Origin of the sequence: Pseudoxanthomonas sp., assembly GCF_002863005.1 — a bacterium.
Lineage (GTDB): Bacteria > Pseudomonadota > Gammaproteobacteria > Xanthomonadales > Xanthomonadaceae > Pseudoxanthomonas_A.
In genome coordinates this window covers 29,717-44,165 of sequence record NZ_PKDG01000024.1, presented here as the reverse complement: position 1 = coordinate 44,165, position 14,449 = coordinate 29,717, and the positions used below count along the sequence as shown (strand labels likewise).

General features: G+C 66.4%; 10 protein-coding genes. 6 read left to right on the top strand and 4 right to left on the bottom strand.

Annotation, left to right across the window (positions count from 1 at the left end; genetic code table 11):
• Positions 1–61: 61 nt before the first annotated feature.
• From CYU89_RS11715 to CYU89_RS11700, 4 genes are all read right to left on the bottom strand, one after another.
• Positions 62–1,174, bottom strand: a complete 1,113-nt coding sequence (locus CYU89_RS11715) for an NAD(P)/FAD-dependent oxidoreductase (RefSeq protein ID WP_296281220.1) — start codon at positions 1,172–1,174, stop codon at positions 62–64.
• A gap of 138 nt (positions 1,175–1,312) precedes the next feature.
• Positions 1,313–2,992: a pseudouridine synthase gene (locus CYU89_RS11710; protein ID WP_296281218.1), complete on the bottom strand. Its 1,680-nt coding sequence runs from the start codon at positions 2,990–2,992 to the stop codon at positions 1,313–1,315.
• Complete coding sequence (gene scpB, locus CYU89_RS11705; protein WP_296281216.1) at positions 2,989–3,819, bottom strand: SMC-Scp complex subunit ScpB; 831 nt, start codon at positions 3,817–3,819, stop codon at positions 2,989–2,991. The genes CYU89_RS11710 and scpB overlap by 4 nt, the downstream gene beginning before the upstream one ends.
• 51 nt (positions 3,820–3,870) lie before the next feature.
• On the bottom strand, positions 3,871–4,776 hold the full coding sequence (locus CYU89_RS11700; protein ID WP_296281214.1) for a ScpA family protein: 906 nt from the start codon (positions 4,774–4,776) through the stop codon (positions 3,871–3,873).
• A 373-nt stretch (positions 4,777–5,149) separates the two neighbouring features.
• Between CYU89_RS11700 and CYU89_RS11695 the strand changes: the two genes are divergently transcribed.
• From CYU89_RS11695 to CYU89_RS11670, 6 genes are all read left to right on the top strand, one after another.
• Positions 5,150–5,449: a YciI family protein gene (locus CYU89_RS11695; protein ID WP_296281212.1), complete on the top strand. Its 300-nt coding sequence runs from the start codon at positions 5,150–5,152 to the stop codon at positions 5,447–5,449.
• Positions 5,446–5,715 carry a BolA family protein gene (locus CYU89_RS11690; RefSeq protein WP_296281210.1) on the top strand — a complete coding sequence of 90 codons (270 nt, stop codon included), beginning with the start codon at positions 5,446–5,448 and terminating at the stop codon, positions 5,713–5,715. The genes CYU89_RS11695 and CYU89_RS11690 overlap by 4 nt, the downstream gene beginning before the upstream one ends.
• Before the next feature lie 87 nt (positions 5,716–5,802).
• A complete protein-coding gene (locus CYU89_RS11685) occupies positions 5,803–8,064 on the top strand; it encodes a glycoside hydrolase family 3 N-terminal domain-containing protein (protein ID WP_296281208.1) in 2,262 nt (753 codons plus the stop codon).
• A 182-nt stretch (positions 8,065–8,246) separates the two neighbouring features.
• On the top strand, positions 8,247–9,275 hold the full coding sequence (locus CYU89_RS11680; RefSeq protein WP_296281206.1) for a LacI family DNA-binding transcriptional regulator: 1,029 nt from the start codon (positions 8,247–8,249) through the stop codon (positions 9,273–9,275).
• 96 nt (positions 9,276–9,371) lie between these two features.
• Complete coding sequence (locus CYU89_RS11675; protein ID WP_296281205.1) at positions 9,372–12,419, top strand: TonB-dependent receptor; 3,048 nt, start codon at positions 9,372–9,374, stop codon at positions 12,417–12,419.
• A gap of 66 nt (positions 12,420–12,485) precedes the next feature.
• Positions 12,486–14,009 carry a tryptophan halogenase family protein gene (locus tag CYU89_RS11670; RefSeq protein WP_296281204.1) on the top strand — a complete coding sequence of 508 codons (1,524 nt, stop codon included), beginning with the start codon at positions 12,486–12,488 and terminating at the stop codon, positions 14,007–14,009.
• Positions 14,010–14,449 lie beyond the last annotated feature (440 nt).

Below are 14,449 nucleotides of genomic sequence, written 5' to 3'. Positions count from 1 at the left end.
GTCAGGCGAGTGAAGCGACGCGCCATTGTAGCCGACCCGCATTCGACGGCCTTGATCCTGCTCAATCGCCCGCCGCCGGGGCAGGGGGCGGATCGCCGCGCCGGTGGAAGCAGAGTTGCTCGACGACGCGTCGCATCGGACGTGCCGCCAGCAGCAGATTCACCGGAACATCGAACTGCGCGTGGTCGAAGGCCCATCGCAGGGCGCGCTTGAACGCAAACCCCGGGACCGGCGGCGGCGACGCCACATCCGGCCCGGCGCGTCCCGACAGGGAGCGGGCCAGGCTGCGTCCCGCCATCGCACCGTGCCTCAGTCCGGCATGGATGCCGCCTGCGGTCAGCGGCGACACCATGCCGGCCGCATCGCCGATCAGCACGACGTCGTCGCGCTGCATCGGCCGGACCGGACCGCCACAGGGAATCAGCCCCGCGCGGATGCTGTCGGGTCGTCGCGTGACGGACAGTCCGGTCATCGGCGCGACGTGCTGCAGGAAGCCTGCCATGTCCGGCACATGCGTGCCGCCGGAGCGGTATCGCCGGGCGAGACCGGCCTGCACGCCGGTCGGTGTCTGTGCTACCCAGCCCAGGTAGCCCGGCGCGAAGCGCTTGCTGATGAAGCAGTGCAGGGCATCGGGTTCGCGCAGGGCGACGCCGTCGAACTCGTATTCCACGCCATGGAGATACTGGTCCACACGACCCAGCCCCAGCTTCTCCGCGACCCGCGAGCGTGCGCCGTCGGCGCCGACGAGCACGCGGGCCTCGCCCATGCCGTCCAGCCGCCATCCGGTTGCCGTGCGGGTGGCGCCACGGAAGGCAAGGCCACGTTTCAGCTCGACGCCGCAGGCTTCGGCGCGCTGGCCCATCCAGCGCAGCAGCGCCGGTGTATCGGTGGTGTAGAAGCGATAGCCCTCAGCGCCGAGCCGCACGCTGCGCAGGTTGGGGGCGTACAGGCGCACGTGCGGCACGGCACGCACGAGTGCCGGCGGCAAGCCGGCCAGCAGCGGCGCATCGCAGGCTTCCTGTACCAGGATGCCGGTGGTGTGCATGCGTTCGCCGAGGTCCTGCTTGCGGTCGATCACGCAGACCCGCAGGCCATGCATGGCAAGTTCCCGTGCGCAGGCGAGGCCGGCGAAGCCGGCCCCCACGACGATCACGTCATAACGGCAATCCTGCATGATCTGGCACGCGCTCCATCACGGAAAGGCGTGCAGCGTGCAGGCCGTTCGCGGAGCGGCGATGAAGTCGCCATGAAGTCCGCGCCTCCGATCCGCACATGCGAAGAAGGCGCCCGTGGGCGCCTTCTTGGTGTCGCTTCAGCCGTGGCCACCGCCGCGGGGGCCGCGCTGGCCGCCACCGCCGGGCCTTCCACCACCCCCACCCGGTCGACCGCCAGGACCACGGCCGCCCGCAGGACGACCGCCCGGCCCTGGACGCGGACCGGCCTGCTGCGGGCGATTGCCGCCGCCAGGCCGTCCCTGCGGACGCGGGCCGCGCGGCTGCTGGCCGTACGGATTGAAACCGGGGTTGGCATGGTCGGAGGGAAAGCTCGGCGCGCTGGCCGGGTGGCCGTACGGACGCGCCGCACGCTGAGGCTTGCCGGCGCCCTGGCCGCCACGCGGTCCACGTTCGGCGCCGAATCCGGGGCCGCGTTCGTTGCCGAAGCGGTCGCCGCCGAAGCCGCCCGGGCCGCCGCCCGGGCCACGCTTGCCAGCGCCGCCACCGGGCTTGCCACCGGCACCGGGACGTCCGCCGGGCTTGCCGCCGTAGGGCTTCTTCGGGCCGCCGGGACCGGCGTTGCGATGCCCGGCAGGACCGGTGTCCACGCCGTCCGGCACGTACCAGCTGCGGAAGGCGGCCGGATTGCCATCGGGCAACGGTTTCGGGCCCTTGGGCGTGCGCTGCTTGAACGGGCGCTGCGACTGCTTGGCCGCCTGCTCGCCGCTGACGGTCAGGCCGCCGTGCGGCTTCTTGCCGCGACCGCCACGACCGCGGTCTTCGCGCACGTGGTCGAAGCGTCGCAGCTCGCGGCCTTCGTCGGCGCTGTTGTGGCCGTTGACGTAGGCGCTGCCGCTGCGGCCGCCGCCGACGTGCACGGTCGACTTGGCGGCCTTGCGCTGGCCGATCACCGGCTGCAGCGTCAGGGCGGCGGGGGTGCCGACATCCAGTCCCAGGTCCTTGCGCAGCGCTTCGACCTGCGCATCCGGCAGTTCCTGCGTCTGGCCGCGCAGCAGCGGCTGCGGCAGGCTGACCTTGCCGTAGCGCACGCGCTTCAGGCGGCTGACCTGGCATCCCTGGGATTCCCACAGGCGACGCACTTCGCGGTTGCGGCCCTCCTTGACCACCACGCGGAACCAGTCGTGCGAGTCGGTGCCGCCGATGCGTTCGATCTCGTCGAACTTGGCCGGGCCGTCGTCCAGCGCCACGCCGCGGCGCAGGCGGTCGACGATGTTGTCCGGCACGCTTTCCTGGCCTTCCGGCGCACGCACGCGCACGACGTATTCGCGCTCGACCTCGTAGGACGGGTGCATCATCGCGTTGGCGAGTTCGCCATCGGTGGTCAGCACCAGCAGGCCGGTGGTGTTGATGTCCAGGCGGCCGATGGCGATCCAGCGCGCGCCCTTCAGTGCGGGCAGCGCTTCGAAGATCGTCGGGCGGCCTTCGGGATCTTCACGGGTGGTGACTTCGCCTTCCGGCTTGTTGTAGATCAGGACGCGCGAGGGTTCGGTCAGCGCGCTGGCGACGAACGTCTTGCCGTCCAGCTCGACGCGGTCGCCGCCCTTGACCGACATGCCGGTCTGCGCGGTTTCGCCATTGACCTTGACCAGGCCGTCGGCGATGCGCTGTTCGAGCGCGCGGCGCGAGCCCAGGCCGGCCTGGGCCAGCACCTTGTGCAGGCGTTCCTCCAGGCGGGTGGTTTCCGGCGTCTCGGCGCCTTCGCCGCGCTTCAGCGACAGCTTGCCCAGGGGGGCTTTCTTCGGGGGGGTGTTGCTCATTGTTTCTGCTCCGACGGTGCCTGGTCTTCCTGCTCGGAAGCAGCGGCGTCGTCATCTTCGGGTTGAGGTGCTTCGTCGTCCCCGGCGTCGTCGCCGGTTTCATCCGAGGGGGTGTCTTCGTCGGCATCGACAGATGCCGGGATGTCCTGCTGTTCGTCGTCCTTGTCGCCGTGGTCGCCCACGTCTGCGTCCGCGTCCGCGTCCTGCGGGCTTTCAAGCCCGGCGTCGTCGACGGCATCGCCGCTGGCGATGCTGACCGGCAGCGGCGCGCCATCCAGCGGCAGCTGCGGTTCCAGTTCGCCGATGTCCTTCAGCTCGGACAGCGGCGGCAGTTCGTCCAGCCGCTTCAGGCCGAAATAGTCCAGGAAAACCTTGGTCGTGCCGAACAGCGCCGGCTTGCCGGGCACGTCGCGGTGGCCGACAACGCGGATCCACTCGCGCTCTTCCAGCGCCTGGATGATGTTGCTGCTGACCGCCACGCCGCGAACCTGTTCGATCTCGCCGCGGGTGATCGGCTGGCGGTACGCGATCAGGGCCAGGGTCTCCAGCGTGGCGCGCGTGTACTTGGTTTTGCGCTCGGTCCACAGGCGCGCGACCCACGGATGCACGTCGGCCTTGACCTGGTAGCGGTAGCCCGAGGCGACCTCCACCAGTTCGACGCCGCGGTCGGCGCAGCCGGCGGCCAGATCCTCGAGGGCCTGCTCGACGCTGCCTTCCGGCGCCGGCTCGTCCTCGGGGAACAGGCCATGCAGCTGCGCCAGCGTCAGGGGCTGGGTGGCCGCCAGCAGGGTGGCTTCCACGATGCGGTTGATGAGCGATTGATCCATGCGGTCCTGTCGTTCGGAAGTGCGGCGGGGCGTTCGTGGCCCCGGCCGGGTTCACTGGCTGTCGTTGGCGGCGTCGCTGTCGTCGAATTCGCTGGAGAACTGCAGCGGTTCGTTGGTGTTGTTCAGTGCCAGCGACTTGATGTAGATCGGGGCGAGCGGAGCTTCCTGCACGATGTCGAGCAGCTGCTCCTTGGCCAGTTCCAGCATGGCCAGGAAGGTCACCAGCACGCCCAGCTTGCCTTCCTCGGGCGTGAACATGCTTTCGAAGCGATGGAACTTGCCGTCCTCCAGCCGCGTCAGCACGTCGCCCATGCGCTGGCGCACGCTGAGCGCCTCGCGCTTGATCGCGTGGCCGGTGAACAGCTCGGCGCGCTTGAGCACGTCGTGCAGCGCCAGCAGCATTTCCTTCAGTTCCACCGGCGGCGGCAGCTTGACCGCGGCGCGATCCGGCACGTCGGCGTGCACCGGCGTGGTGTCGCGGTCCTGGCGGGGCAGGGCGTCCAGGTCCTCGGCGGCCTGCTTGAAACGCTCGTATTCCTGCAGGCGGCGGACCAGTTCGGCGCGCGGGTCGCCTTCCTCGCCTTCCTCGCTGACCGGCCGCGGCAACAGCATGCGCGACTTGATCTCGGCCAGGATGGCGGCCATCAGCAGGTACTCGGCGGCGAGTTCGAACCGCAGTTCCTGCATCACGTTGATGTAGTCCACGTACTGCCGGGTGATCTCGGCGACGGGGATGTCCAGAATGTCCAGGTTCTGCCGCCGGATCAGGTAAAGCAACAGGTCCAGCGGACCTTCGAACGCATCCAGGATGACTTCCAGCGCATCCGGCGGGATGTACAGGTCCTGGGGAATCTGCAGCACAGGCTGGCCATGCACCACCGCCAGCGGCATTTCCTGCTGCTGGGGGCGCGTGGTCGGGGGTTGTGGGTTCGCGTCGGACGCGAGTTCTGGGCTCATCAAGGAACAGCCATCGTGCGGGTCACCCTGCGGGCCTGCCCGAGGCAGGACGGCGCGGCACCGGCAATGCACCAACCATCATCTACGCGTCGCAGGGCGAACGCTTCCCTTACAGCAACCGGCAAAGCACACCGCAGGAATGCGGGGAGCGAACAGCGAGGTCGTCGGGCGCGGGCGGAGGGGGGCAGCGAATCGAACGTCCAGGAGGTCCCTCGACAGGGCAGGGAGGCCGGCGTGGCCGGGTTTTCCCCTGGACGGGCCGCTGCTTCCGGCCGTGCAATGGAGGACAGGGTAAGCGTTGGCCCTGACCGTGTCCAGCACCCACCGCGCGGGGCGCACGTACAATTCAGTCTTCGCCCTGGGAGTGAACACCATGTGGTATGCCATTGAAGGCCATGACGGGACCGATGTACTTCCGTTGCGCTTGGCCTCGCGACCGGCGCACCTGGCGCGCCTGACCGACCTGCGCGACGAAGGGCGCCTGCTGCTCGCCGGTCCCTGCCCGGCGATCGATGCCGAGGATCCGGGTCCGGCCGGTTTCAGCGGCAGCATCGTCATCGCCGAATTCGATTCGCTGGAAGACGCGAAGGCCTGGGCCGATGCCGATCCCTACGTAGCCGCAGGCGTCTATGCCCGCGTCGATGTCCGGCCGTTCCGCAAGGTCCTGCCGTGAATCGGGTGGAGCGCATCCGGGCAGCTCTCGAATCCGCCCTGCGGCCGCTCGCGCTGGAGGTCGACGACGACAGCCACAAGCACGCTGGCCATGAGGGCGCCCGCGATGGGCGTGGGCATTTCACGGTGCGGATCACCAGCGAGGCCTTCGCCGGCAAGCTGCCGCTCGCCCGCCACCGTGCCGTCTACGCAGCCCTCGGCGACATGATGCAGACCGACATCCACGCCCTGGCCATCGAGGCCCGCACGCCCGACGAATCGCGCTGAGGGGCTGCCTGCATCTGGCAGCGCGACATGCAGGGCGCGATGAAAACGTTTACATTCGCCCCCCTCCGATAGGCCGGGAGGGCCCCCATGAACCTGAAACCCCTCGTTTCGCCGCGACCCCTGCTGATCGGGATGTTCGCCGCGCTCTTGTCGGCGCCCGCCATTGCCACGCCTCCGGTCTATGCCACGCCCGAAGAGAAGGCGTTCGTCGACGCCCTGCTGGCGAAGATGACGGTGGAGGAGAAGCTGGGCCAGCTTAACCAGCCGCCGGGCGTCGGCAACAACACGGGCCCGGCGGCCATGGCCGGCAACGAGGACCAGATCCGGCGTGGCGAGATCGGCTCGTACCTCGGAACCCAAGGCGCGGCGTTGACCTGCCGCCTGCAGAAGATCGCCGTCGAAGAGTCCCGGCTCGGCATTCCGCTGCTGTTCGGTTACGACGTCATCCACGGCCACCGCACCGTGTTCCCGGTGCCACTGGGCGAATCGGCCAGCTTCGACCCCGCGGAAGTGCAGCATGCCGCCCGCGTCGCCGCGATCGAAGCATCGGCGCATGGCATCCACTGGACCTATGCGCCGATGGTCGACATCTCGCGCGATCCGCGCTGGGGCCGGGTGGTCGAGGGCGCAGGCGAGGACCCTTACCTGGGTTCGGTGCTGGCGGCCGCGCGCGTGCGCGGTTTCCAGGGCGACGACCTGCGCAAGCCGGATGCGGTGCTCGCCACTGCCAAGCATTTCGTCGCCTATGGCGCGGCCGAGGCGGGGCGCGACTACAACGTCGCCGACATCTCCGAGCGCACGCTGCACGAGCTCTACCTGCCGCCGTTCAAGGCGGCCGTGGATGCGGGTGCGCAATCGATCATGGCGGCCTTCAACGAGATCGCCGGCGTCCCGATGCATGCGCACCGGCCGCTGATCGAGGACCTGCTGCGCAAGGAGTGGGGCTGGGATGGGTTGCTGGTCAGCGACTACACCGGTGTGATGGAGCTGATGCCGCACGGCATCGCCGCGGACCGCAAGCAGGCCGGTGCGCTGGGCTTGCGGGCCGGCGTGGATGTCGACATGGTCAGCCAGATCTACGTGAAGGATCTTCCCGCCGAAGTTAAGGCGGGCAGGGTGCCGATGGCGCAAGTGGATGCATCCGTGCGTCGCGTGCTCAACGCGAAGTACCGGCTGGGCCTGTTCGACGATCCCTACCGCTCCTGCACGCCGGATGGCTCCCACGAGCGCGCGATGACACTGACCCCTGCGCATCGCGCCGATGCTCGCCGGATGGCGCAGAAGTCGCTGGTGCTGCTGGAGAACGACAACGACGTGCTGCCGCTGTCCAAGTCCGTGCGCACGCTGGCGGTGATCGGGCCGCTGGCCGATCACCGCCGCGCGATGCTGGGCAACTGGGCGGTGGCGGGCAAGGAAGAAGATGCCGTCACGCCGCTGGAAGGCCTGAAGGCCGCGCTCGGCAATGGCACCCGCATCACCGTGGCGAAGGGCGCCGAGATCGACGGCCAGGATACGTCCGGCTTCGCCGCCGCGGTGGCGGCGGCGCAGAATGCCGACGCGGTGGTGATGTTCCTCGGCGAACATCCTGACATGAGTGCCGAGGCGAACAACCGCACGACGCTGGACCTGCCGGGTGTCCAGGAACAGCTCGCCCTGGCGGTGGCAGCGACCGGCAAACCGGTGGTGGTGGTGCTGTTGAACGGCAGGCCGCTGTCGATCGGTCGCCTGAAGGGCAAGGTGCCGGCCATCCTCGAAGCCTGGTTCCCGGGCGTGGAGGGCGGCCATGCGATTACCGACGTGCTGGTCGGCGACGTCAATCCGTCCGCCAAGCTGCCGGTGACGTTCCCGCACAACGTCGGCCAGGTGCCGATCTACTACGCGCACAAGAACACCGGCCGTCCGCCGCGCGAGGAAGAGAAGTACACCAGCAAGTATCTCGACGTCCCGTGGACGCCGCTCTACGCGTTCGGCCATGGCCTCAGCTATACGACGTTCCGCTACGACGCGCCCAGCGTGGCATCGCCGACGCTGAAGCTCGGCGATCTGCGGCAACGCGTCAGCGTGCGCGTCAGCAACACCGGCAAGCGCGCAGGTGAAGAGGTGGTGCAGCTCTACGTGCGCGACGACGTTGCCAGCATCACCCGTCCGGTGAAGCAGCTGCGGGGTTTCCAGCGGGTGGCATTGGCGCCGGGCGAGTCGAAGGTGGTCACGTTCGAGCTCGGCTTCGAGGATCTGGCGATGTACGACGATCGCATGCAGCGGGTGGTGGAACCCGGCACGTTCACGGTCTTCGTCGGTGGCAGTTCTGATCGCACGCGCGATGCCGCATTCGAGGTCGTGCCGAAGTAAAAGTGGGAATTGCAGCAGCGGATCATGCTGCAATGCAAAATGTTCCCGGTCGCTCGGAGGTTCATGCAAGTGCATGAATTTCCGAGGGTTTGCGTGTCGAATAACGCGGGCTTTACACGTTTCCGTGAAAACGGTTACAGTCCGCGCCACTTGCAGCAGTCATCACCGCGGAGGGGCGGGGAATGGCGCGAACCTCGGTCACCATCAAGGACGTCGCACGTGAGGCGCGGGTTTCCGTCGCCACCGTGTCGCGTGCGTTGAATGGCCACGAGAATGTCGCCGAGTCCGTCCGCCAGCAGGTGCTCGCCACCGCCGACCGCCTCCGCTACCAGCCACACGCCGCTGCGCGCAGCCTGAGCAGCCGGCGCACGCAGACCATTGGCGTGGTCCTGCCCGATCTGTACGGCGAGTTCTTCTCGGAACTGGTGCGCGGCATCGACCAGGTCGCCCGCGCGCGTCGCCAACATCTGCTGGTCTCCAGTTACCACGGTCACCCGGAAGAGCAGGGCGAGGCGCTGCGTGCGATGCGGGGCCGCGTCGACGGATTGCTGGTGCTGTCCCCGTACAGCGACCGTCCTGGCTTCCTCGTCGACAACCTGCCGTCCTCCCTGCCGGTCGTGCTGATCAATACCGACGTGCAGGATGCGTCCTATCCTGCATTGACCATCGACAACTACGGCGCTGCCGTGGCAATGGTGGAACACCTGGCGAACGCCGGGCACCGCCGCATCGCCTTCATCGGTGGCCCCGAGGGCAACTTCGATGCGCGCGAACGCCTGCGCGGTTACCGCGATGCCATGGCGCGTTTCGTGCCGGGGACGCCACCGCAGGAATTCGCCGGCGACTTCAGTGAGTCTTCGGGCTATGAGGCCGGCAAGCGCATGGCGCAGTCGGCGGACCGGCCGCAGGCCGTCTTCGCCGCCAACGACATGACGGCACTGGGCTGCCTGTACGCCTTCAACGAGGCCGGCGTGCGCGTCCCGCAGGATGTGGCGCTGGCCGGTTTCGACGACATTCCGCTGGCGCGTTTCGTTCACCCGACCTTGACCACGATGCGCGTCAGTATCGCGGAGCTGGGTGGACAGGCGATGAGCCGCCTGCTGGATGCGATCGATTCCGACGGCGCGCGCGTCGCGCCGTCCGCCATGCTGATTCCAGAACTGATCGTCCGGGCTTCGAGTGTGGGAGAGGGCCGCCACGCAAAGACTTAGGTAGAGACAGGACCGCTTTTTTTTGGGCGGGGATGTAATCGATTACAAGCGGCATCAAGCCGATATGCACCACATCAATCTTTGGAGGGAGAGCCAATGAAACAGCGCAACCGGAACATGTTCCAACCCAAGCGCAAACTGCTGACGTGCGCACTGGCCAGCGTGCTGGTCGTGGCGAGCGGCCACGCGATCGCCCAGTCGTCCAACGCCACGCTGCGCGGCAAGGCTGACGCTGGCGCGCAGGTCACGGCGGTCAACACCGCTACTGGCAGCAAGCGTCAGGTCACCGCGAATGCCGACGGAAGTTACGCGCTGGCCGGTTTGCCGCCGGGCACCTATACGGTGTCGTCGGGCGGCACCGAACGCACCGTCACCCTGCAGGTAGCGACGTCGGTCAGTCTGGACCTGGTGGGTGGTGCGCCTGCCGCGCCGGCGGGTGACGCGACCACGCTCGACACCGTGCGCGTGTCCGCACCGCCGCTGCAGGAGGTCAAGACGTCCGAAGTCGGTACCAATGTCTCGCTCAAACAGATCAACACCGTCCCGCAGCTGACGCGCAACTTCCTCGAGTTCGCCGACACGGTCCCGGGCATGCAGTTCGAGACAGACCAGAGCAGCGGCCAGTCCAAGCTGCGTGGCGGCGCGCAGAAGACGAGCGCCATCAACGTCTACATCGACGGCGTCGGCCAGAAGAACTACGTGTTGACGGGCGGCGTAGCAGGTCAGGACCAGAGCGCGGGCAACCCGTTCCCGCAGCTGGCCATCGGCGAATACAAGGTCGTTACCTCGAACTACAAGGCCGAGTTCGACCAGGTGGGTTCTGCGGCGATCATCGCGCAGACCAAGTCGGGAACGAACGAGTTCAAGGGTGAACTCTTCACCCGGTACACCAATACCTCCATGCGCCAGCCGACGGTCGGCGAAGAGGCCAAGGGTGAAGACAAGTCCCAGACGAAGCAGAACGAGTATGGCTTTGCGTTGGGCGGCCCTATCATCCAGGACAAGATGCACTTCTTCTTCAGCTACGAAGCCAAGGATTTCGTGCTGAATGTCAATCCGGTCGCTACGGAACGTCAGTGGGAGTCGTTCGAGGACTTCCTGCCTGCGGGCGTGCGCGCGCAGCTTGGGCCGACGACGCAGCCTTTCAATGAGGACCTGTACTTCGGTAAGTTGAGCTGGGATGTCGGCGACAATGACAGGCTTGAACTGTCAGCCAAGTATCGCGACGAAGAGGGCGTCAGCGGTGCGGGCGGCACCACCACGGACAGTGCGGCCAAGGTCAACTTCAACACCGACAAGCGCTATGACCTACGTTGGATGCATTACGGCGAAACATTCCTCAACGAAGCGCGCGTTACCTACGAGGATTCACTGTTCAATCCGGCGGCTTTCACGATTGGCAACCAGTCGGTCTACACCCGCGGTCCGAATCGAAACGACGTACTGATCACCGCCGATTCGACAAGCGCCTTGTCGATCCAGCGCAAGGGGCAGAAGGGGCCAGCGTTCCAGAACGACCTTACCTTCAACTCGTTTGAGTGGATGGGCGACCACGTCGTTAAGATGGGTGTCAAGTACAAGTCGGTCGAACTGACCCAGAGCGAGAATTCGGCTATCAACCCGACATTCCGGTACTCCGTCAACGACGGTTCGCTCGCCGTCACGCCGTATTCTCCGGTGGGCACCAACAGCATTCCCTACATGGTGAGCTTCAATGCGCCCTTCGAGGGTGCCTCGCCCATCGTAGAAACCACCGCCAAGCAGTACGGCATCTACATCCAGGATGATTGGGATGTCACCGATCGGCTCCAGCTGAACCTCGGCCTGCGCTGGGACTACGAGGAAATCCCGTCCTACGTGGATTTCCGTACGCCTCAAGAAGTCGTCGACGCCCTGTACGGTCCGGGCACGGGCAGCAATTCGGGCGGCATCTATGCCGACCAGCTGCGCGCGGGCGGCGTCAATATCGAGGACTACATCAGCACGGGCAACAACCGCAAGTCCGACAAGAACAACTGGGCGCCGCGCCTGGGCTTCTCGTACGATCTGGCTGGCGACGAACGCTGGGTGTTGTTCGGTGGCGCAGGCCGCAGCTACGACCGAAATCTCTACGACTATCTGGGCCTGGAACAAGTCAAGGCCGCCTTGGCGACTTACGACATCAGTTTCGTTGAGAGCTCGGGTTGCACGCCGGCCCCTGGCACCTGCGTCAACTGGGACCCGCGCTTCCTCAACGGTATCGATGAGCTCTACTCGCTGATCGACACGCGCCGTCGCAACGGCGAAATCGACTTGATGAACAACGATCTGGTGACGCCTTACTCGGACCAGTACTCGTTGGGCATTCGCGGCACCATCGGAGAATGGAATTCGTCGGCCACCGTCGCGTACGTCCATAGCAAGGAGGGCTTCGTCTTCACTCTGGGTAACCGCTATCCGAATGGCAACTTCTATGACGCGCCGTCCTGGGATGCGGCAGATCTGGCACAGCCGTGGGAGCACCAGCCGCCGGGCTTCGGTGCGCTCATCTTGGGCGACAACGGGATAGAGACCAAGACCACCCAGTTGCTGCTGTCCACGGAAAAGCCGTACACGGAAGAGTCGGGCTGGGGTTTCACGGCGGCGTATACGTTCTCGCGCGCCAAGGGTAACCGCGGCGGCGATGAGCATTACTCGTTCGATGCCGCCACCATCGATGGCTATCCCTTCATCGACTTGAAGGCCGTACCTCGCCACCGCTTGGTGATGACCGGCATCTACGATTTGCCGTGGGGCTTCACTGCATCGGCAAAGGTCACGCTTGCAACGCCGCCCCCGCTTAATGCGGTCGTCGGCTGGCGTGACTACGGTAGCATCACCGCCGCCCCGCCGCTCATCGTCTCGACCGACACGCCCGGTACCTTCGGCACGAAGCAATTGGACCTGTCGTTGTCCAAGCGCTTCGACATCGCCGAAGACATGGCATTCGAAGTGCGTGCGGACATGATCAACGTCACCAACGCGAAGAACTACAGCTCGTATCGCACGGTCTGGGGTTCTGGTGGCGTATACGATCCGGAGACCAGCGTGGTAAGCACCGGCAACGGCGTCACCAGCTACACGCCGCCGCGTACGCTGTTCGTCAGTGCACGTCTGACCTGGTAACAGGACGGCGTCATCGGTCATGTTCGGGACCCGCGCAAGCGGGTCCCGTCATATGGGGGAGGAGAGATGGACGGGAATGCGATTCGCGAGGTCGTCGTGGTGGGCGGTGGCTCCGCCGGCTGGATGGCGGCGTCGGCACTGGTCCGGCATCTGGAAAGAAGCTGCAAGGTGCGGCTGGTGGAGTCGGACGAGATCGGCATCGTCGGCGTCGGCGAAGCGACCGTGCCGCACATCCGGACTTTCAACGCGCAGGCACTCGGGCTGGATGAGGCCGAGTTCGTGCGTGCCACGCAGGGCACCTTCAAGCTCGGCATCGAGTTCCGCGACTGGGCGCGCATCGGCGACCGCTATATGCACGGCTTCGGAACGGTCGGCCACGATCCCGGCCCCGCCGCGTTCCATCACTACTGGCTGCGGCTGCTGCTGGCAGGCAAGGACGTAGGCGATATCGGCTCCTATCAGTTGCAGACGCTCGCGTCGCGCGAAGACCGGTTCCTGCCCGGTGCCAACGACGTACCGCCGACGTCGCCGCTCGCCAACGTTGCGTATGCCTATCACTTCGATGCGACGCTGTACGCCCGCTACCTTCGCGCATTCGCCGAACGCTTGGGAGTCGAGCGGGTGGAAGGCAAGGTGGTCGACGTGGAACGGGTGCCGGAAACGGGATTCGTGAGCGCTGTGGTAATGGAAGACGGTCGCCGCGTCACCGGCGACCTCTTCATCGATTGCTCCGGCTTCCGCGGGCTGTTGATCGAACAGGCGCTCCAGACCGGTTACGAGGACTGGAGCCACTGGCTGCCCTGCGACCGTGCGGTCGCCGTTCCCTGCGATCGCGTCGGCGATCCCACGCCCTACACAAGATCCACCGCGCGTACCGCCGGCTGGCAGTGGCGGATTCCGTTGCAGCACCGTACCGGCAACGGCATGGTCTACTGCAGCGATTTCATGAGCGAAGACGAGGCGATTGGAACGCTGCTGGGCAACCTCGACGGAAAACCGCAGGCAGAGCCGCGGCCGCTGCGCTTCGTCACCGGCAAGCGTAAGCAGTTCTGGAACCGCAATGTCGTCGCCATCGGGTTGGCCAGCGGGTTCATGGAGCCGCTGGAATCCACCAGCCTGCTGCTTATCCAGACCGGCATCCTGCGCCTGCTGGACATGTTCCCGCATCGCGACATGGATCCGGGGCTGGTGGCGCGCTACAACGCGCGTACCCACTTCGAATACGACCATATCCGCGACTTCCTGATACTGCATTACAAGGCCGTCGAACGCGACGAGCCTTTCTGGCGGCGATGCCGGGACATGCCGATTCCCGATACGTTGCAGGCGAACCTGGACCTGTTCCGCGCTACCGGGCGCTTTTACCGTGACGGCGAGGAATTCTTCGCGCTGCAGAGCTGGGTGCAGGTGATGTTGGGGCAGCGGATCGTGCCGCATGCGTATTCGCCCCTTGTGGATCGCATGCCGGAGGAGGATGTGGTTCGGTTGGTGGCCAGTGTCCGCGAGACGCTCCAGCGATGCGTGCAGGCCATGCCCAAGCATCAGGCCTTCATCGACCGTCATTGCCGGGCCCCTGCGACGGTGTCGTGAGGGCGGGCGTGGGGCGAGCGCTGGGCGCTGGACACGCCACGAATCTACGTTGCGATGCAGCAGAGAACGGCTGGAATTTCCCCTTTTTGTCCGCGGCCTGCACGGCGTGACGGGGATCGCGAAAACGCTTTTGCCACCCCTGCTGAAAACGGTTACATTGCGTCCAGTGAAGGTCAGCCGTGGAGGGCGGACGTGACGCACGGGTGGCTCACCTGCGAGGTGCGCAAAGGGTGGCAGGTCATGACGCGACGTCCTGCCTGGTCATCGAGCCGTCAACGCATGGCCCATCCCGTGGATTTTCTCTGGCACGCGACAACGCCACGAAGTGGTACGCCTTCGGGCGTATTCGGCACATCCATCAGACGGACGGGCGCGGGGAGCGTCACGGTACACGGCAGCGATGCCGCTTTTTTGGTGCGAGAGATGTAATCGATTACACG

Coding starts and splice junctions, on each gene's coding strand:
- CYU89_RS11715 (WP_296281220.1), bottom strand. CDS start 1,174: ATGCAGGATTGCCGTTATGACGTGATCGTCGTGGGGGCCGGCTTCGCC.
- CYU89_RS11710 (WP_296281218.1), bottom strand. CDS start 2,992: ATGAGCAACACCCCCCCGAAGAAAGCCCCCCTGGGCAAGCTGTCGCTG.
- scpB (WP_296281216.1), bottom strand. CDS start 3,819: ATGGATCAATCGCTCATCAACCGCATCGTGGAAGCCACCCTGCTGGCG.
- CYU89_RS11700 (WP_296281214.1), bottom strand. CDS start 4,776: ATGAGCCCAGAACTCGCGTCCGACGCGAACCCACAACCCCCGACCACG.
- CYU89_RS11695 (WP_296281212.1), top strand. CDS start 5,150: ATGTGGTATGCCATTGAAGGCCATGACGGGACCGATGTACTTCCGTTG.
- CYU89_RS11685 (WP_296281208.1), top strand. CDS start 5,803: ATGAACCTGAAACCCCTCGTTTCGCCGCGACCCCTGCTGATCGGGATG.
- CYU89_RS11680 (WP_296281206.1), top strand. CDS start 8,247: ATGGCGCGAACCTCGGTCACCATCAAGGACGTCGCACGTGAGGCGCGG.
- CYU89_RS11675 (WP_296281205.1), top strand. CDS start 9,372: ATGAAACAGCGCAACCGGAACATGTTCCAACCCAAGCGCAAACTGCTG.
- CYU89_RS11670 (WP_296281204.1), top strand. CDS start 12,486: ATGGACGGGAATGCGATTCGCGAGGTCGTCGTGGTGGGCGGTGGCTCC.